Genomic DNA, 18,250 nt, shown 5'->3' on the forward strand with positions numbered 1-18,250 from the left:
GCGGTCCTGTGTCGGGCCCGTGCAGGCTATCCGGTCACCCCGCCGCCGTCCCTCAGGGGCACACGGGCCACGTGTGCACCGGGGCTCCCTCCCGTGCCAGTTCGCAGTAGCGCCGGGTCACCGCGGTCAGCGCCTTCTCCCGGTCGAGCCCCGCCTCCGTCGCCCAGCGGTACGCCGCCGCCTGCCACGAGGCCCCGTTCGTACGCCGCCGGCAGCGCCCCTCGATCACCGAAAGGCAGCGGTCACGGTCACCCGGCTCGACCCCCCACGCGTCGAGCCCGGCGGCCGCCAGCGGCAGCAGCTCCTCCTGTACGAGGCGCACCGCGGGAACCTTGGCCAGTCCTGAGCCTCCGCCCCTGCCCGGCCGCGGCCACCACAGCTCGGCGTCGATCCCGTACCGGCAGGCCGCGTCGAAGTTGGCCGAGGCGTCCGTGAAGGCCATCCGCGTCCACACCGGCCGCGGGTCGTCCGCGAGCGCGCGCACCAGGCCGTAGTAGAACGCCGTGTTGGCCAGCACGTCGGTGACCGTGGGCCCGGCGGGCAGCACCCGGTTCTCCACCCGCAGGTGCGGGACGCCGTTGACCACCCCGTACACCGGGCGGTTCCAGCGGTACACCGTGCCGTTGTGCAGGGCGAGTTCGGTCAGCGCCGGGACGCCGCCCTCCTCAAGGGTCCGCAGCGGATCCTCGTCGCCGCAGATGGGCAGCAGCGCGGGGAAGTAGCGCAGATTCTCCTCGAACAGGTCGTAGGCCGACCCGATCCACCGCTCCCCGAACCACGTGCGCGGCCGCACGCCCTGCGCCGACAGCTCCGGCGGGCGGGTGTCGGTGGCCTGCAGGAACAGCGGCGGTCTGGACTCCCGCCACAGCTCCCTGCCGAAGAGGAAGGGCGAGTTGGCCCCCATCGCGATCTGCACGCCCGCCACGGCCTGCGCCGCGTTCCACACGTCGGGGAACCGCTCCGGGGTGACCTGGAGGTGGAGCTGCACGGAGGTGCACGCCGCCTCGGGGGCTATCGAGGCCGAGGTACGCCGCAGCCGCTCGACCCCCTCGATGTCGAGCACCACCTCCTCGCCCCTGGAGGCCATGATCTGATCGTTCAGCAGCGCGTAGCGGTCGGCCTCGGTGAGATTCGCCGACACCAGGTCCTCCGCCGTGAGCGTCGGCAGAATTCCGATCATGACGATTCCCGCGTCGAGTTCGCGCGCCTGCCGGTCCGCATATGCCAGGCCGGTGCGGAGTTCCTCGGCGAGCTGGTCGAGCACCCGCCCGGAGAGCCGGTGCGGGACGATATTGACCTCCAGATTGAACTGTCCGAGTTCGGTCTGGAAATCCCCGCTTCCGATGCGTTCCAGAACCTCCGCGTTCAGCATCCTGGGCATCCCCGAGGAGTCCGCGAGATTCAACTCGATCTCCAGCCCCATGAGATTGCGCGGCCGGTCGAACCTCTTCTCCTCCAGCAGTCTCGCCAGCCCCGTCAGGCACCTCCTGAGCTTGTGCCGGTAACGCTGCCGATCGGCCAGGTCGAACCTGTCGGCAGCGACCTTCTCTCCCATCGGGGTGTCCTCCTCGGTACGGCCGCGTCGTGTCAGCCATGATGCCCGCGCGGGTGATCGACAACGCGTCTCCGCGCGCCCCCGCAACCTCACCCGCTAGGCTGGTACCGGCAGTTGAGGACGGGCACATTCCACTGTCCCGTACCAGCGGCGCATTACCGGCGGGTTTCCCGAAGTCATACGGCGGCGGCGGAGACCAGCCGCACAGTCGTCCCGCACACTCGTCTCGTGAAAAACACCGACGAATTCGCGCCGACCACAACGTCCGCCTTTTCGCAGGCAGTTCATCCCGTACCCCGTACAGACCGGGAGAAAGCCCTCCCGGATATGGCCCTGATACGCCCTTGCGGAGAGCAGCGCTCCGCGCTAGTGGAAACTCCGCGTGAACTGCCGTCGTATAAACTCCCGGAGAAGGCTGAGACCCGGCTGATACCGGCCCCCCGAAGGCCCCGACGTCGACGCCCCCCCGTACCGCATTCCGCGGCTCTCCACCGCCGACAGCGTCGTCCGCGCCCGCAGAGCACCACGCGTCTTGTGAAGTGAGAGGCGACCCACCATGCCGCTGCACATCCCCCAAGCTCCGGCTCCCGCCCTGCGCAGCGTCCTCGCGGCACTCCGTTCCAGCACGGCAGTGCACGGCGCGCGCACCCCCGCGGCGGTCCGCGCCGCCCACGGCACCCTGCACCCCGAACTCCCGCTGCCGGTCCACGAGATGACCCGGGTACGCCGCTCCGACGGCCCGCCCCGCACCCGTCTCACCGGCTGGCGGTTCCTGCTGCGCCCGCACGGCGGCGAGGCAGCGCCGGCCGAGCCGGGCGGCGCCGGCGGGCACGCGCGCGCCTGCGTCGGCGCCGCCGAGGCCGTGCTGACCGCCGACGGCTGGACCTTCGGCGCCTTCGGCGAGGGCCCGTACGTCACCTCGACCGAGCGCGCCCTGCACCAGGCCGAGGCCCTGTCCCCCGGCCACCCGCCGTACCAGCCGCGGCTGCTGTCGCTGCCCGAGCTCTACATGCTCACGCTGTGGCTGCACCACGACCCCACCGCCGACCCGGCCGAGGGCGTGCCCGCACCGTCCGACGTCCTGATCCCGCTGGCCCCCGCGCCGCCGGGCATCGCCGCGCACCAGCCGCGCCGCCTGGAGACCCTGCTTCCGCTGCTGGCGCACCGTCTGGTCCCGGCCTCCACCGCACAGCTGGGCGCGCCGGCCTGACCGGGGAGCGCTGACACGCCGGCCTGACCGGGGAGCGCTGACACGCCGGCCTGACCGGCGAGCTCTGATCGTCCGCCTGCGCCGCATCACACACCGTCCTCGCGCCGGGGTATGTCCATACGCCCCGGCGCGCCGTTGTGTTCAACGGTCCGCCCTCCACACGGACTAGTCCTCGACGCGCCCCGAACCCCCCGAAGGGGCCGCAACCTTGGGGCAACCGCCCGCACGGGTGACGCGTCTCAATCCGGTGAGGGCCGCTGAGCCGAAATACCTGCGGAACGGAGCCCGTGGGGGAACACTGGGGGACCGAGCGAAGAACGGGGGGCGGCGATGAAAACGTTCAAGAGCCGCAGCGTATCCACCACTACACGACGGAAGACGAAGCCGACAATGTGCCAGCACCAGCCACCGTGCCCGTCCGCAGACTCCGCCGACCGGGAGGCCGCCCATCCGGTGGCCCACTTCCCGGAGCAGGGCTGGAGCCTGCTGTGCAACGGAGTTCTGCTGTTCGAGGACACGGGTGAGCTGCTGCCGGACGGCCGGGTCATCGCACCGCACAGGCCGCTCGGCACCCAGCACGTCGCCAAGGCCGCCTGACGCGGCACACCGGCAGCCCCGGCGACCAGCAGCCAAGTGCCCCACATATCCGCACACAGCAACCCCAGGGCCGGACGGCGAGACGCCGTACCGGCCCTGTCGCATGCGGTCCCTCCCTGAGCACCCCGCCGTGAGCGCCCCCGCACGCCGAGGGGCGGGCCAGGGAGACCCCTGACCCGCCCCTTCACTCAGCCGGTTTCAGAACCTCAGCCGTCGTACTCCTCGATGGGCGGGCAGGAGCAGACCAGGTTGCGGTCGCCGTAGGCGCCGTCGATGCGGCGGACCGGCGGCCAGTACTTGTCGGACGCCTGCACGCCGGCGGGGAAGACGGCCTCCTCGCGGCCGTACGGGTGCGGCCAGTCGCCCGCCAACTGGGCCCCGGTGTGCGGGGCGTTGCGCAGCGGGTTGTCGTCGGCGGGCCACTCGCCCTGGCCGACCTTCTCGACCTCGGCGCGGATCGCGATCATCGCCTCGCAGAAGCGGTCGATCTCCGCCAGGTCCTCGCTCTCGGTCGGCTCGATCATCAGCGTGCCGGCGACCGGGAAGGACATGGTCGGCGCGTGGAAGCCGTAGTCGATCAACCGCTTGGCCACGTCGTCGATGCTCACGCCGGTCTGCTTGGTCAGCGGCCGCACGTCGATGATGCACTCGTGCGCGACGAGGCCGTTGTGCCCGGTGTAGAGCACCGGGTAGTGCGGCTCCAGGCGCTTGGCGATGTAGTTGGCGCTGAGCACCGCGACCTGGGTGGCGCGGTGCAGCCCCTCGGCGCCCATGAGCCGCAGGTACGCCCACGAGATCGGCAGGATGCCGGCCGAGCCCCAGGGCGCACCCGAGATCGGCCCGATCCCCGTCTCCGGGCCCGCCTCCGGCTGGAGCGGGTGATTCGGGAGGTACGGGGCGAGGTGCGACCGCACGCCGATCGGGCCCACGCCGGGACCGCCGCCGCCGTGCGGGATGCAGAAGGTCTTGTGCAGGTTGAGGTGCGAGACGTCGGCGCCGAACTTGCCCGGACGGGCCACGCCCACCAGCGCGTTGAGGTTCGCACCGTCCACGTACACCTGGCCGCCGGCCTCGTGCACCGCGGCGCAGATGTCGCTGATGTGCTCCTCGAACACGCCGTGCGTCGAGGGGTAGGTGACCATGAGCACGGACAGCTCATTGCCGTGCTTCTCGATCTTGGCGTGCAGGTCCTCGGTGTCGACGTCGCCGTTCTCACCGGTCTTGACCACGACGACCTTCATGCCCGCCATGACCGCGCTGGCCGCGTTGGTGCCGTGCGCGGAGGAGGGGATGAGGCAGACGGTGCGCTGCTCGTCGCCGTTCGCCCGGTGGTACGCGCGCACCGCGAGCAGCCCGGCGAGCTCGCCCTGGGACCCGGCGTTGGGCTGCAGCGACACGGCGTCGTACCCGGTGATCTCGGCGAGCCTGTCCTCCAGCTCGCCGATCAGCTTCCGGTACCCGGCGGCCTGGCCGACCGGCGCGAAGGGGTGCAGCGCGCCGAACTCGGGCCAGGTCACGGCCTCCATCTCGGTGGTGCCGTTCAGCTTCATGGTGCAGGAGCCGAGCGGGATCATGCCGCGGTCCAGCGCGTAGTCGCGGTCGGCGAGACGGCGCAGGTAGCGCAGCAGCGCGGTCTCCGAGCGGTGCTCGTGGAAGACCGGGTGGGTGAGGTACTCGTCCTGGCGCAGCAGCCCGCCGGGCAGCGCGTCCCGCGTGGCCTCGTCCAGCGCCGCCACGTCGCCCTCGACGCCGAACGCGTACCACACGGCGCTGAGTTGGTCGCGCCCCGTGGTCTCGTCGCAGGCGATGCCCACGTGGTCGGCGTCCGTGTGACGCAGATTCACCCCGGCCTCGCGGGCCCGCTCCACGACCTCGGCGGCCCGTCCCGGCACCCGCGCGGTCACGGTGTCGAAGAAGTCGCCGTGCACGACCTCGACGCCGCCCGCGCGCAGCCCGGCGGCCAGCACCGCCGCGTAACGGTGGGTGCGGCGAGCTATCGCGGCCAGGCCCTCGGGGCCGTGGTAGACCGCGTACATCCCGGCCATCACGGCGAGCAGCACCTGCGCGGTGCAGATGTTGCTGGTGGCCTTCTCGCGGCGGATGTGCTGCTCACGGGTCTGGAGCGCGAGCCGGTACGCCGGAGCGCCGTCCTCGTCCTTGGACACGCCGACGAGGCGGCCCGGGAGGCTGCGCGCGAACTTGTCGTGCACCGCCATGTATCCGGCGTGCGGCCCGCCGAAGCCCATCGGCACGCCGAAGCGCTGGCTGGAGCCGACCGCGATGTCCGCGCCCAGCTCGCCGGGCGAGGTGATCAGGGTGAGCGCGAGCAGGTCGGCGGCCACGGTGACGATCGCGCCGAGCTCGTGGGCCTGCTCGATCACGGCACGGTGGTCGCGCACCGCGCCGGAGGCGCCCGGGTACTGCAGCAGCACGCCGAACACGCCGCGCTCGGCGATCTCCTGGGGGATCCCGTCGCCGAGCGGGGTGACCACGACCTCCACGCCGGTGGGCTCGGCGCGGGTGCGGATCACCTCGATCGTCTGCGGCAGGCAGTCCTCGTCCACCACGAACACGCCCTGCTTGACCTTGCCCACGCGCCGCGAGAGCGCCATCGCCTCGGCGGCCGCCGTCGGTTCGTCCAGCAGCGAGGAGTTGGAGGTGGGCAGCCCGGTCAGATCGGCCACCACGGTCTGGAAGTTGAGCAGCGCCTCGAGGCGGCCCTGCGAGATCTCCGGCTGGTACGGGGTGTAGGCGGTGTACCAGGCCGGGTTCTCCATCACGTTGCGGAGCACCACGGGCGGGGTGTGGGTGCCGTAGTAGCCGAGGCCGATCATGGGCTGGAGCACCTGGTTGCGGTCCGCGAGCTCCCGCAGCTCGGCGAGGACGTCGGCCTCGCTGCGGGCCTCGGGAAGCTGCAGCGCGCCCGCGCTCTTGATCACGTCCGGCACGGCGGCTGCGGTGAGTTCGTCCAGCGAGCCGTAGCCGACCTGGGCGAGCATCTTCGCCTGCGCCCCGGCATCGGGCCCGATGTGCCGGGCCTCGAAGGGGGTGTCCCGCTCCAGAGCGGAGAGGGGGATGCGGTTGGCAGTCATCTGCGGAGGCCTCCTGGTCTCTGCGACCTACGAGGGGCACCACATACGGGTGCCCGGACGACCTCCCCCTCTGTCATCTCCACCTGAGAGATTCACCGGCCCGTCCGGTTGCCCGGACCGGCTTACACCGTCGGCGAGGAGGGGCTTCGGCGCTCGTCCGGGCCCGCCCTGCTTTCCAGAGTGGCCTCGTCCACGCGGTACATGAGCCTGAGAGATTCCGGGGAGGAGTTGCTCCTTCGGCGCCCCCGGCACTTGTGCCACCGGAGGACTCTCCCGCGTGGGGTCGACAGCCGTTTCTGAGCCTACCAGCGCGGTAACCCGATGAAACCGGCTGTGCGCTCGAGTGGCCAACGACCGAAAATTGCCGTTTCGTTGTACTACCGCCCCAGGGGAACTCCTTGGTGCTGTTGCGACCTTTTTGGAGGGACCGTGCAGACCGACATCGATCCGCGGAGCCTGATCGGCCGCAAGGCGTTCGACACCCACGGCACGAAGATCGGCACCGTGGACGAGGTGTATCTCGACGACGCCACGGGAGCCCCTGAGTGGGCCGCCGTCCGCACCGGCCTCTTCAGCCGGGACGCCTTCGTGCCGCTGGAGCCCAGCGAGGTGGTGGACGAGGCCCTGCGCATCCCCTTCGAGCGGGCGCTGATCAAGGACGCGCCCGACTTCGGCGTGGGGCGGCACCTCTCCCCCGAGCAGGAGCTCCAGCTCTACCGCCACTACGGCCTCGACCTCCCGGCCGCGGCCCCCGCGCCCGCCGACCGCGACTTCGGCCGCATAGCAGGCTCCGAGAGCTGACCCCGCCGGCAGCGGCCCCGCGCCCGCGCCGTCCACTCCGCCCGCTCCAGCCGCCCGGGGCCGCCTCGGACCCCGCGGCGGCACCGATTGGTCGCACAACGTCACCATTCGCCCCCCTCCGTAATCGATGCCCTTACGCGGCCGAGTCGGCGGACGGCTGCCCACGCGCGTCCATGGGCGCCAGGGGCAGCGGCTCGGCGGGCCTCAGCGCCGGATCGTCCACCGCGAAGGTCCGCACCCGCCCCGGCGGATCCCCCGGCCGCTCGAAGCGCACCGTGACCCGCCCGACGCCGCTGCCCTGCACCCAGCCGTGACCGTGCTCGGCATGCCGCACGTCCAGGCCCGGCAGCCACCGCCGCCGCACCTCCGGCTCCCGACCGCCCTCCCCCGAGCCCTCCTCTGAGCTCTCCTCGCCGCTCTCAGCGCCCTCCGCGCCCTGCTCCGGCTCTTCGTCGCCCCCGGCCTCGCGCGCCTCCTCAGCGCCCGCTGCGCCTTCTGTGGTCTGCGCGGCCTGGGCAGCCTGCGCTGCCTGTGCGGCTTGCGCGGCTTGTGCGGCTTGTGCGGCTCGCGCGGCCTCCTCACCCTCGGCTGCCTCGGCCGCCTCCGCCGCCTGCGCGAACAGGTCCTCCTGCGTGAAGTCCGCGAGACCGCTCACCGCGACCCCCAGCAGCCGCACCCCCGCCGTGGTGTCCACGCCGTCGATCAGCCGCGCCGCCGCCTCCCGCACCACGCCGGGCGCGTCCGTGGGGCCGCGCAGCGTCTCGGAGCGGGTCAGGGTGGAGAAGTCGTAGCTCCGCACCTTGATCACCACGGTGCGCCCGGAGCGCCCCGCCTCGCGCAGCCGCTTCACGCACCGCTCGGCGAGCCGCGCGACCTCGGCCTGCACCTGCGTACGGTCGGTGAGGTCCACGTCGAAGGTGTCCTCCACCGAGATCGACTTGGCGTCCCGCTCGGCCACCACGGGGCGGTCGTCGAGCCCGAGCGCCATGCCGTACAGCGCGGTGCCGTGCGCCTTGCCCAGCAGCCGCAGCAGCTCCGCCTCGCCCGCCTCGGCGGTCTCCCCGACCGTGGTGATCCCCGATCTGCGCAGCGTCTCGGCGGTAGCCGGGCCCACCCCGGGCAGCGTGCGCACCGGCATCGGCGCGAGCAACTCCCGCTCGGAGCCGGGCGAGATGAGCACCAGGCCGTCCGGCTTCGCCTGCTCCGAACCGATCTTGGCGAGCATCTTGGAGGCCGCCAGCCCCACCGAGGCGCTGAGCCCGGTGGTCTCCCGTATGTCCCGCCGCAGCCGCCCCGCCACGGCCTCGACCTCCTCGGGCGAGGCGTCCTCGGCGACCGCGCCGCCGGCCGCCAGATCCACGAACGCCTCGTCCAGACTGAGCGGTTCGACCAGCGGGGACAGCTCGCGCAGCAGCTCCATCACCGCGTCGCTCACCTCGCGGTAGAGCCCGAATCTGGGGGTCAGATACGCCGCGTTGGGGCACAGCCGCCGCGCCTGCGCCATCGGCATAGCGGACCGCGCGCCGAACACCCGCGCCTCATACGAAGCGGTGGAGACCACCCCGCGCGGCCCCAACCCGCCCACGATCACGGGCTTTCCGCGCAGACTCGGCTTCGCCGCCTGCTCTACGGCGGCGAAGAACGCATCCATGTCCAGATGCAGAATCGTCGGTGCGGATCTCACGCAACCGATGGTGCCCCACGGCACTGACAATCGGCCCCGCGCACCCCGTCAGGCCCGGTCACCTGGCCCGGTCGGCGGACTCGGCCGGTGGATTCGGCAGGCGGTCCCGGCCGGCGGTTCCGGCAGGCAGGCGCCAGTCAGCCCGCCCGGTCAGCCCGCGCGGTTGCGCCGCTTCGCCAGCTCGTCCTCGGGGTGGTCGCGCACGATCGTCTCGCCGGTGTCGACGGACTCGGCGTGCAGGTGCGAGAGCGCGCCCTCGACGTCCTTCCACACCACGCCCACGGCGATACCGAAGACGCCCTGGCCCCCCTGGAGCAGATCCACGACCTCGTCCGGCGAGGAGCACTCGTACACCGTGGCCCCGTCGCTCATCAGCGTCATCTGCGCCAGGTCCGACATCCCGCGGGAGCGCAGGTGCTGCACGGCGGCCCGGATGTTCTGCAGCGAGACCCCGGTGTCCAGCAGCCGCTTCACGATCTTGAGTACGACCACGTCGCGGAAGCTGTAGAGCCGCTGGCTCCCGGAGCCGATGGCCGAGCGGATGCTCGGCTCCACCAGCCCCGTACGTGCCCAGTAGTCCAGCTGCCGGTAGGTGATGCCGGCGGCCGAGCAGGCCGTGGGGCCGCGATAGCCGACCATCGCGGAGGACCCGGCCCCGGAGGCCCCCGCTTCGGAGGATTCCGCCGGTGCGGACGGCGCGGGCCGTGCGGCGGCCGGGGAGACGCCCCCGGAGAGCGGTGCGGAGCGGTCCGCTGCCATGCCGTCGCCGCCGGTGTTACTCACGCCGACCTCCGTCCGTTACGTCCCGAGTCACCCCCGGAACTTGCCCACTTGGAAGGTAGGCAGTCACTCCAAGTGGGTCAACGATCGCCACACTCAGCACCGCGGGTGACGGTCACGCCGCGGCGGTTTCCTCTGCGATCGACGGGGGAAGGGCGGACCGGATGCGCGGGCCGCCGTCCCGGCGACGGGCCGTGGCCCGCGCCGGACGCGTCACTGGCTGCTGGTCCCGAAGTCCTCGGGCGAGATCTGGTCGAGGAACTCGCGGAACTTCTCCACCTCGTCCTCCTGTTCGTCCGGGATCGCGATCCCGGCATCGTCCAGCACTCCGTCGCTCCCGTAGATCGGCGTCCCGGTGCGCAGGGCGAGGGCTATGGCGTCGGACGGGCGGGCACTCACTTCGACCCCGCTCGCGAACACCAGCTCGGCGTAGAACACGCCTTCCCGCAGATCCGTGATCCGGACAGCGGTGAGCTCCTGCCCCACGGCTTCCAGTACGTCCTTGAACAGGTCATGGGTCAGTGGGCGTGCGGGCGTCATGCCCTGCTGGGCAAACGCGATCGCGGTCGCCTCCCCGGGGCCGATCCAGATGGGAAGGTACCGGTCGCCACCCACTTCACGCAGGAGCACGATCGGTTGGTTGGAGGGCATTTCGACCCGGACACCCACTACGTCGAGCTCGTTCACACAGCAACCCTAGGCTCTGCCACGCCTGTTTGGGTAGTCGGGGCCGCGCCCCGGCGCGGCCGGAATCCGACGTTCCGGCCCGTTCTGCGCGTATGACCCCGCGCACAGGGACGGTGCGGGGGGCCTCAGCTCCCGCGTACCCGCAGCACGGAAAGGACCAGCGCCGCGTGCAGCCGCGCCGACAGGCCCGCCACCTCGCGGGCGGTGGCCTCGGCGCCGGCACGGGTACGCGGATTGCGGTGCCGGCGCAGCGGGGCCACGATCTGCTCGACGAGATCCGCCTCACGTTCGGCCGCAGCCTTCACCGCACGCAGATGACGCGCCTCCAGACCGAAGCGGCCGAGCTCGGCGGCCAGCCGCACGACGTCGGCCTCACCGATGTCGTACGTGCCCTGGTCGTCGGGCGCCAGCAGCCCGTACGCCTCCCACTCGGCGAGCTCCTCCTCGCTCACCTCGGCGGCGGCGAGGAGCCCCGCGCGGTCGACCCGCTGCCCCTCGGCCGCCTCCTCCTCGGGCGGCAGCACGTCCTGCGGCTGCGCCGGTGAGGGCACCTGGGGGCGCTCGCCGCGGGAGAGCGCGTCGAGCTGCTCGCGGATGACCTTCAGCGGCAGATAGTGGTCGCGCTGCATCCGCAGGACATAGCTGAGCCGCTCCACGTCCTCGGTGCTGAACTTGCGATAGCCCGAGGGGGAGCGGCTCGGCTCGATGAGCCCCTCCGTCTCCAAGAAGCGGATCTTGGAGATGGTGACGTCGGGAAACTCCTCGCGGAGCACGTGCAGAACGGCGCCGATGCTCATCGGCCCGCTGTCCGCAGGGGCGGCGCCGCTCCCGGCGCCGCCCGAGGGTGAGTGCCGCATGCGCCCCTTCCTGGCTGCTGTCAGATGCTCCTGGGGCTGGGGAAGAAGACCAGCCGGTACTTCCCGATCTGCACCTCGTCGCCGTTGGCCAGGGGGACCCCGGCCTCGATGCGCTCACGATTCACATAGGTGCCGTTGAGGCTGCCGACGTCGGAGACCGTGAACGCGCCCTCGGGGCCGCGGCGGAACTCCACATGCCGGCGCGAGACCGTCACGTCGTCCAGGAAGATGTCGCTCTCCGGGTGCCGGCCCGCGGTGGTCAGCTCGCCGTCCAGGAGGAAGCGGCTGCCCGCGTTCGGCCCCCGGCGCACCACCAGCAGCGCCGAGCCGACCGGGAGCGCGTCCACGGCGGCCTGCGCCTCGGGGGGCAGCGGCGGCGTCTGCTGTCCTGTGACCTCGGCCTCGTACGCCTCGAGACCGGAAATCGAAATGGTGGAGGTGGTCTCCGATGACCCCTCGGCCGGCGCACCGCCGCGCAGCGGGGCGCCGCAGTTGGAACAGAACCGGCTCGCCTCCGCGGCCCGGGTGCCGCACCGGTTGCACACAGGCAAGGCAAACCCTCCACCCGTACTTGAGGTTGATGATGCCTCGGAACCTATGCGTCCCGACGCTCCGGGGTCAACAGAACCCGCACCGTGACCACTCGAATTGTCACCGCCCGGAGCAGCGACCTCGTCGCGGAACAGCGGGCGCTCACCCGCCGCGGCTTCCTGGCTCTCCGCCGCCTCGGCGTGCCGGGGAGCGCGGTGCCTGGCAGCGCCGCCGCCGTCGCCCTGACGGCTCTTGCCGAACAACTTCGCAAAAAAACTCACGGGCGATTCCCCTCGCACGAAACAGACCCGCCCGTGGGGCAGGACAGACCCTCGATGCTCTCACTTGGCCTAACCGGACACTGAGTAAACGTCCGCGACCCGTTGACAGTTTCCACCACGCTGCGCCCTATGGGCCCGCCGACCCCCCGGTCGCCCCCTCGCTTCTCACTGCGATGACGACCGAGCGTAGTCAGGCCGCTTCGACGGCCGCAAGGCGTCCACCGTGATCTTGTCGGAGCGGCTCACATCCACCGTGGCCTGCTCCTTCCTCAGAGTCTGCACGACCCCTCCGGGAATGTTGAGGGCGGGTTCGAGGTCCTGCGGCTTGCCGATGACCTCGAAGGTGTAGGGCTGCCGGACAGCGCGCCCGTCGACCTTCACGCCCCCGCCGGCGTCCGAGAAGTACGTGTCGGCCACCACGCGCACGTTGTTGACCTCGATCGCCTCGGCACCGGCGGCGCGCAGCTCCTGCACGGTGTCCAGCAGCATGTCGGCCTCCACGGCGCCGCCCGGATCGGAGACCTTCAGCTCGATGCCGGGCCCCTGCGCCCCGACCGTACCTGCCAGCACGCCGAGTTGACGTTCCTTCTGCCGAGTCTGCTTGCGGGCCTCCTCGGCCTGGTCCGAGCTGTTCTCCAGCTCGGTCCGCTGCCGCTCCAGACTCGTCTTCTCGTCCTCCAGGCGCTTGGTGCGGTTGTCCAGCTCGTCCAGGATCCGCACCAGGTCCTCGTGCCGCGCGCCGCGCAGCGCGCTGTTCTCGCTGGTGGAGCGCACCTGGATCGCCAGCCCGAGCCCCAGCACGAACAGCAGCAGCGCGACGATCAGTTGGGCGCGGGTCACCTTCGGCGGCCACAGCGCGCGGCGCAGCGCGGCGCGCCCCTTGGGCCGCTCCTCCCCGCCACCGGAGCCGGGGCCCTCCTCCGTACCGCCGCCAGAACCGCCGTCGCCCGCGCCGTCGGACGCGGAATCCGCAGAAGCGGAAGCGGGACCAGAGCCGGAACCGGCCCCGGAATCAGCGGAGTCGGCTCCGCCCGGCCGCTGGCCCCCGGACGCGCCCTGGACCCTCGGCACCTGCCTGCTGCCCGCCGTCGGATACGGGCGCGCAGCGGGCTTTACGCCCTCAGCGGACTCCGTACCGGAGGCTGATCCGTCACCCGTGCCCCGCTCGGCCTGCTGCTTCTCGCCCTTGCCCTGCGGCGCCTCGGGAGGCAGCTCCCCGGAACGGGACGACGAAGCCGTACGGAAGGACTCGCGCTCACCGCGACGCTCGGTGCTCTCGGCCGCCGCGTCCGTACGCTCATCACGGTCCTGGGCGTCCGCAGCGCGTTCGGTCCCAGCGCGGGCGGTCTCAGCACGGCCGGTCCCGGCGCACTCGGTCTCGCCACGCCGGCCCTCGTCGGCGCGCTCGACCTCGCCGCGCTCGTTGTCTTCGCGCTCGTTGTCGTCGCGCTCGTTCTCGTTGCTCTCGGTCATCGGTGTCACGCCCGGAAGATGTGCCGCCGGATCGCGGCCGCGTTGGAGAAGATGCGGATGCCCAGCACCACCACCACGCCGGTGGACAGCTGCGCGCCGACGCCGAGCTTGTCGCCGAGGAACACGATCAGCGCCGCGACCACGACGTTCGACAGGAAGGACACGACGAAGACCTTGTCGTTGAAGATCCCGTCGAGCATGGCCCGCAGCCCTCCGAAGACCGCGTCCAGCGCCGCGACCACGGCGATCGGCAGATAGGGCTCGACCACCGTCGGCACCACGGGCCGGACGACGAGCCCGGCCACGACTCCCACGATGAGGCCCAGAACGGCGATCACGATGTGCTGCCCTTTCCTGTCTGTGCGGGCTGTGCTGTACGTACGGACAGGCTCGGCGCGGCAGGCAGCCGCACCTCGCCCTGGGTGCTGATGCTGGTGCGCACGCCGTAGTTCTCCTGCAGAACGTGCAGGTACTGGCCGTCCGCGCTGTTCTGGAACGCCGTGCTCAGCTTCTGGCCAGGACCCACGGCCAGCAGCGTGTACGGAGGCGCGAGCGGCTTGTTGTCCACGAGTATGGCGTCGCCCGCGGCGCGGATCGCCGAAAGGCTGGTCAGGCGCTGTCCGTTGATGGCGACGGCCTCGGCGCCCGACTCCCACAGGCCGTTCACGACGCGCTGCATGTCGCGGTCGCGCACCCGCCCGGTGTCGGAGAAGCCGCTGCTCTCGCGCGGGCCGCTCCCCGAGTCGCTCGCCTCGGTGTTCTTGGCGTCGTTCACGACGAGCTTGATGCCGGGGCCCTTGACCGGGTCGGAACCGGACAGCAGAGCCGTCAGCCGCCCCTTGTCACCGCCGTGCTTCTGCAGCGCCTTGTGCTGCTTGGCGGCGACGTCCTCGCGCAGCCCGTCCACCTCGCCCTGCAGGTGGTCGGCGCGCTTGTTGCCGTCCTCGATGCGCTGGACGAGCTCCTCGCGCTCCTTGGCGACCGTCGGCGCGGAGATGCGCGCCTGCGCCGCGCCGACGGTGACCACCAGGGCCGCCAGTACGAGGCCGCCGGCCAGTCCCAGCTTCGCGCGCAGGGTACGCGGAAGCCCGGACCGGCCCTCACGGGCCGCGGCCTGCGCGTACCCGTCGTCCAGGCTGTGCTCCATCGCATTGGTCAGCAGCGACATGGAGGCGTCGGGCCGCGCAGGCCGCGATGCGGTACTCCGAACGGGGTGCTGCTGCGACATGACGCACATCGTCGCACGTCGTCGCGGCGCCCGCCGAACGGGCCCACCGCTGCCGCACACACCGGCACTTGAAGTCACCCACACGTGTGGGGCACACGGTGCAGAAGCGGACGACTCAGCGGCCCGCCCCGTCCACCACGGCGGTCCACTCGTCCAACAGTGCCTGCGCGGAGGCGTCGTCGGGGCCCTCCGCCCACAGGTGCGTGACCGCCTCGGCCGGGTCGGGCAGCACCATCACCCACCGGCCGTCCGACTCCACGACCCGCACGCCGTCGGTGGTGTCGACGTTCCGCTCGCCCGCCGCCTCCACGACGCTGCGCATCACAAGTCCCTTGACGGCCCAGGGAGTTGCCAGATCACGACGCTGTACGTGGGCCCGCGGGATCCGCGCGTCGATCTGGCTCAGCGTGAGCTGCGTACGCGCCACGAGCCCGACGAGCCGCACGAACGCCGCCGTACCGTCGAACACCGAGCTGAACTCCGGCACGATGAAGCCGCCCCGGCCGTCCCCGCCGAAGACCGTCGCATCGTCCCTGCCGACCCGTGTCAGATCGTCCGGCGAGGTCGTCGTCCACTCCACCTGGGTGCCGTGGTACGCCGCGACCTGCTCGGCGATGCGCGTCGTGGTCACCGGCAGCGCGACCTTCCCGCTGCGCCGCTCCGCCGCGATCAGGTCCAGCATCACCAGCAGCGCCCGCTGGTCCTCGATGATCCGCCCGCGCTCGTCCACCAGCGAGAGCCGCTCACCGACCGGATCGAAGCGGATGCCGAACGCCGCACGCGCCGAGGCCACGATCTCCCCCAGCCGCCCGAGGCTGGCGCGCCGCTCCTCCGCGGTCTCGGTGGGCCGCTTCTCGTCGAGCCCCGGGTTGATGGTCAGCGAGTCCACGCCCAGCCGGCCCAGCAGACTCGGCAGTACCAGCCCAGCACTGCCGCCCGCCGCGTCGACGACCACCTTCAGCCCGGCCTCCTCGACACCGTCCGTGTCGACGGACCGCAGCAGCGACCCCGTGTACGAGTCGTACACGCTGGACGGGAAGCGCAGGTCACCGATCTCCCCGGGGAAGGCACGCCGGTACTCCTGGCGCGCGTAGACCCGGTCCAGCTTCCGCTGCGCGCCCTGCGAGAGGTCCGCGCCGCGCTCGTCGAAGAACATGATGTCGACGTTGTCCGGCACCCCGGGCGTCGTACGGATCATGATCCCGCCCGCGCTGCCCCGGGCCGTCTGCTGCCTGGCCACGGGAAGCGGCACGTTCTCCAGATCGCGTACGTCGATGGCGCTGGCCTGGAGCGCGGAGATCATGGCGCGCTTGAGCGCACGGGCACCGCGGGAGTGGTCGCGCGCGGTGGTGACGGTCGAGCCCTTCTTGAGGGTGGTGGCGTATGCGCCGGCCAGCCGCACCGCGAGCTCGGGGGTGATCTCCACGTTGAGGATGCCGGACACGCCGCGCGCGCCGAAGAGGTGTGCCTGGCCCCGGGACTCCCAGATGACCGAGGTGTTGACGAAGGCCCCGGCCTCGATGGTCTTGAACGGATAGACCCGCACATTGCCCTGCACGATCGATTCCTCACCGATCAGGCACTCGTCGCCGATCACCGCACCGTCCTCGATGCGGGCGGCGCGCATCACGTCGGTGTTCTTGCCGATGACACAGCCGCGGAGATTGGTCTGCTGGCCCACGTACACGTTGTCGTGCACGACGGCGCGGTGCAGGAACGCGCCGGACTTCACGACCACGTTGGAGCCGATGACGGAGTGCTCGCGGATCTCGGTGTCCGCTTCGACCTTCGCGTAGTCGCCGATGTAGAGGGGGCCGCGGAGTACGGCGTCGGGGTGCACCTCCGCGCCTTCGGCGACCCACACGCCCGGGGAGATCTCGAAGCCGTCGATGTCGACCTCGACCTTGCCCTCCAGGACGTCGGCCTGGGCCTTCACATAGCTCTCGTGGGTGCCCACGTCCTCCCAGTAGCCCTCGGCGATATAGCCGTAGATCGGCTTGCCTTCCTTCATCAGCTGCGGGAAGACATCGCCGGACCAGTCCACCGGGACATCGGGCTCCACGTAATCGAAGACCTCGGGCTCCATCACGTAAATGCCGGTGTTCACCGTGTCGGAGAAGACCTGGCCCCAGGTCGGCTTCTCCAGGAAGCGCTCGACCTTCCCGTCCTCGTCGACGATGGTGATGCCGAACTCGAGCGGATTGGGCACACGCGTCAGACAGACGGTGACGAGCGCCCCGCGCTCCTTGTGGAAGTTGATGAGGTCGGTCAGGTCGAAATCGGTGAGCGCGTCACCGGAGATCACGAGGAACGAGTCGTCCTTCAGCGCCTCTTCCGCATTCTTGACGCTGCCGGCGGTCCCGAGTGGCTTTTCCTCATTGGCATAGCTCAGCTCCATGCCGAGCTCTTCGCCGTCCCCGAAGTAATTCCTGACCAGGGAGGCGAGAAATTGAACGGTGACCACGGTTTCGGTGAGCCCGTGGCTCTTCAGCAGCCGCAGCACGTGCTCCATAATCGGCCGGTTGGCCACCGGCAGGAGCGGCTTGGGCATGCTCGAAGTCATGGGGCGAAGGCGCGTGCCTTCGCCGCCGGCCATCACAACGGCCTTCATGTCGGAAGCGTCCTCCTTGCAAAGACGACGGTCATACCGACTTCACCCGTCCAAGGGCGACCCAGAGTCTCGCTGTACGGGCACCCGTCTGGCGCGAGGCTGGAAAGCAGCTCAGTCGGACGCGGTGTCCGCCCGGATCAGGCGGCGGACTTGAACCACGTAGAGGATGCCTGCCCACCAGTAGAGCGTCGTACCCCAACCGGCGAACGCCCATCCGAAAATAGCAGCGACCGAGGCGATCCAACCAGATCCGTCACTGAGAAGAAGCAACGGAAACGCGTACATCAAGTTGAAAGTGGCTGCCTTGCCAAGAAAGTTCACTTGTGGCGGAGCAAAGCCGTGCCTGTCCAGTACCCACACCATGCACAGCAACAACAGCTCGCGGGCGAGCAGTGCGATCGTGATCCAGAGCGGCAGGATCTCCCGCCAGGTGAGCCCCACCAGGGTGGACAGGATGTAGAGCCGGTCGGCCGCGGGGTCGAGGATCCGCCCGAGGCTGCTGATCTGGTTCCACCGCCGCGCGAGCTTCCCGTCCAGGTAGTCGCTCACTCCGCTGAGCGCCAGCACCAGGAGGGCCCAGCCGTCACAGTTGGGACCCCCGAACACCGGCCAGAGGATGAGCCACAGGAAGAGCGGCACACCTACGAGCCGCGCCATGCTGAGGACGTTCGGGATGGTGAGGACCTTGTCCGTCTGGACCCGCGTCTCCTGGACCTCCACCCGGGAGCCTCCTGTGAGTAACTGTGCCTACGCTGCCCCTTGACCTTACCGGCACGCTCTTCCCAGGGAAGTACCGGGTCCCTGAAACGCAAAAAGCTCCGGCCCGAACCCCCTTTACGGGGCCCGAGCCGGAGCTCTCATTC

General features: G+C 71.0%; 15 protein-coding genes and 1 riboswitch. Of the genes, 3 read left to right on the top strand and 12 right to left on the bottom strand.

Features of this window, described 5'->3' with window-relative positions; genetic code table 11:
• Positions 1-52 precede the first annotated feature (52 nt).
• Entirely contained in the window at positions 53-1,555 is a 1,503-nt protein-coding gene (locus ABEE00_RS27430; RefSeq protein ID WP_345748356.1) for a glutamate-cysteine ligase family protein, read from the bottom strand.
• 556 nt (positions 1,556-2,111) lie between these two features.
• On the opposite strand from ABEE00_RS27430, the gene ABEE00_RS27435 reads away from it, so the two are divergent.
• Together ABEE00_RS27435 and ABEE00_RS27440 are read left to right on the top strand one after the other, a co-directional pair.
• Positions 2,112-2,765, top strand: coding sequence for a hypothetical protein (locus ABEE00_RS27435; protein ID WP_345748357.1), 654 nt, complete (start codon positions 2,112-2,114; stop codon positions 2,763-2,765).
• A gap of 390 nt (positions 2,766-3,155) precedes the next feature.
• The gene (locus ABEE00_RS27440) at positions 3,156-3,362 is read left to right on the top strand and encodes a DUF5999 family protein (RefSeq protein ID WP_345748358.1); all 207 of its coding nucleotides are present in this window, start codon (positions 3,156-3,158) and stop codon (positions 3,360-3,362) included.
• A 206-nt stretch (positions 3,363-3,568) separates the two neighbouring features.
• On the opposite strand, the gene gcvP is transcribed toward ABEE00_RS27440, so the two are convergent.
• The gene (gene gcvP, locus ABEE00_RS27445) at positions 3,569-6,454 is read right to left on the bottom strand and encodes an aminomethyl-transferring glycine dehydrogenase (RefSeq protein WP_345748359.1); all 2,886 of its coding nucleotides are present in this window, start codon (positions 6,452-6,454) and stop codon (positions 3,569-3,571) included.
• A gap of 185 nt (positions 6,455-6,639) precedes the next feature.
• Positions 6,640-6,740, bottom strand: a riboswitch (glycine riboswitch).
• A gap of 143 nt (positions 6,741-6,883) precedes the next feature.
• Here gcvP and ABEE00_RS27450 point away from each other — a divergent pair.
• On the top strand, positions 6,884-7,255 hold the full coding sequence (locus ABEE00_RS27450; protein ID WP_345748360.1) for a PRC-barrel domain-containing protein: 372 nt from the start codon (positions 6,884-6,886) through the stop codon (positions 7,253-7,255).
• A gap of 133 nt (positions 7,256-7,388) precedes the next feature.
• Here the strand turns inward: ABEE00_RS27450 and ABEE00_RS27455 are convergent, their stop codons facing one another.
• The 10 genes from ABEE00_RS27455 to clsA form a co-directional block, all read right to left on the bottom strand.
• On the bottom strand, positions 7,389-8,939 hold the full coding sequence (locus ABEE00_RS27455; RefSeq protein WP_345748361.1) for a DNA polymerase IV: 1,551 nt from the start codon (positions 8,937-8,939) through the stop codon (positions 7,389-7,391).
• 150 nt (positions 8,940-9,089) lie between these two features.
• Positions 9,090-9,698 carry a MerR family transcriptional regulator gene (locus tag ABEE00_RS27460; protein ID WP_345748388.1) on the bottom strand — a complete coding sequence of 203 codons (609 nt, stop codon included), beginning with the start codon at positions 9,696-9,698 and terminating at the stop codon, positions 9,090-9,092.
• Between the two features lie 234 nt (positions 9,699-9,932).
• On the bottom strand, positions 9,933-10,406 hold the full coding sequence (locus ABEE00_RS27465) for a bifunctional nuclease family protein (RefSeq protein ID WP_027764781.1): 474 nt from the start codon (positions 10,404-10,406) through the stop codon (positions 9,933-9,935).
• A gap of 125 nt (positions 10,407-10,531) precedes the next feature.
• Positions 10,532-11,263: a transcriptional regulator FtsR gene (ftsR, locus tag ABEE00_RS27470; RefSeq protein ID WP_345748362.1), complete on the bottom strand. Its 732-nt coding sequence runs from the start codon at positions 11,261-11,263 to the stop codon at positions 10,532-10,534.
• Between the two features lie 20 nt (positions 11,264-11,283).
• Positions 11,284-12,075: an FHA domain-containing protein gene (locus ABEE00_RS27475; RefSeq protein WP_451918673.1), complete on the bottom strand. Its 792-nt coding sequence runs from the start codon at positions 12,073-12,075 to the stop codon at positions 11,284-11,286.
• Positions 12,076-12,240: 165 nt separating this feature from the next.
• Positions 12,241-13,146, bottom strand: a complete 906-nt coding sequence (locus ABEE00_RS27480) for a DUF881 domain-containing protein (protein ID WP_451918679.1) — start codon at positions 13,144-13,146, stop codon at positions 12,241-12,243.
• 407 nt (positions 13,147-13,553) lie between these two features.
• Positions 13,554-13,886, bottom strand: a complete 333-nt coding sequence (locus ABEE00_RS27485; protein ID WP_345748363.1) for a small basic family protein — start codon at positions 13,884-13,886, stop codon at positions 13,554-13,556.
• The gene (locus ABEE00_RS27490; protein ID WP_345748364.1) at positions 13,883-14,776 is read right to left on the bottom strand and encodes a DUF881 domain-containing protein; all 894 of its coding nucleotides are present in this window, start codon (positions 14,774-14,776) and stop codon (positions 13,883-13,885) included. The genes ABEE00_RS27485 and ABEE00_RS27490 overlap by 4 nt, the downstream gene beginning before the upstream one ends.
• Before the next feature lie 115 nt (positions 14,777-14,891).
• Positions 14,892-17,387 (bottom strand): mannose-1-phosphate guanyltransferase, encoded by a 2,496-nt coding sequence (locus ABEE00_RS27495; protein ID WP_345748365.1) that lies wholly within the window; start codon positions 17,385-17,387, stop codon positions 14,892-14,894.
• Between the two features lie 111 nt (positions 17,388-17,498).
• Positions 17,499-18,107: a cardiolipin synthase ClsA gene (gene clsA, locus ABEE00_RS27500; protein WP_345748366.1), complete on the bottom strand. Its 609-nt coding sequence runs from the start codon at positions 18,105-18,107 to the stop codon at positions 17,499-17,501.
• Positions 18,108-18,250: the final 143 nt, after the last annotated feature.

It is taken from the genome of Streptomyces odontomachicola (genome assembly GCF_039605595.1).
Lineage (GTDB): Bacteria > Actinomycetota > Actinomycetes > Streptomycetales > Streptomycetaceae > Streptomyces.

Bases quoted from the DNA above. Each gene is read 5' to 3' on its own strand.
- ABEE00_RS27430 (WP_345748356.1), bottom strand. From the start codon at position 1,555: ATGGGAGAGAAGGTCGCTGCCGACAGGTTCGACCTGGCCGATCGGCAG.
- ABEE00_RS27435 (WP_345748357.1), top strand. From the start codon at position 2,112: ATGCCGCTGCACATCCCCCAAGCTCCGGCTCCCGCCCTGCGCAGCGTC.
- ABEE00_RS27440 (WP_345748358.1), top strand. From the start codon at position 3,156: ATGTGCCAGCACCAGCCACCGTGCCCGTCCGCAGACTCCGCCGACCGG.
- gcvP (WP_345748359.1), bottom strand. From the start codon at position 6,454: ATGACTGCCAACCGCATCCCCCTCTCCGCTCTGGAGCGGGACACCCCC.
- ABEE00_RS27460 (WP_345748388.1), bottom strand. From the start codon at position 9,698: ATGGCAGCGGACCGCTCCGCACCGCTCTCCGGGGGCGTCTCCCCGGCC.
- ftsR (WP_345748362.1), bottom strand. From the start codon at position 11,263: ATGCGGCACTCACCCTCGGGCGGCGCCGGGAGCGGCGCCGCCCCTGCG.
- ABEE00_RS27490 (WP_345748364.1), bottom strand. From the start codon at position 14,776: ATGTCGCAGCAGCACCCCGTTCGGAGTACCGCATCGCGGCCTGCGCGG.
- ABEE00_RS27495 (WP_345748365.1), bottom strand. From the start codon at position 17,387: ATGAAGGCCGTTGTGATGGCCGGCGGCGAAGGCACGCGCCTTCGCCCC.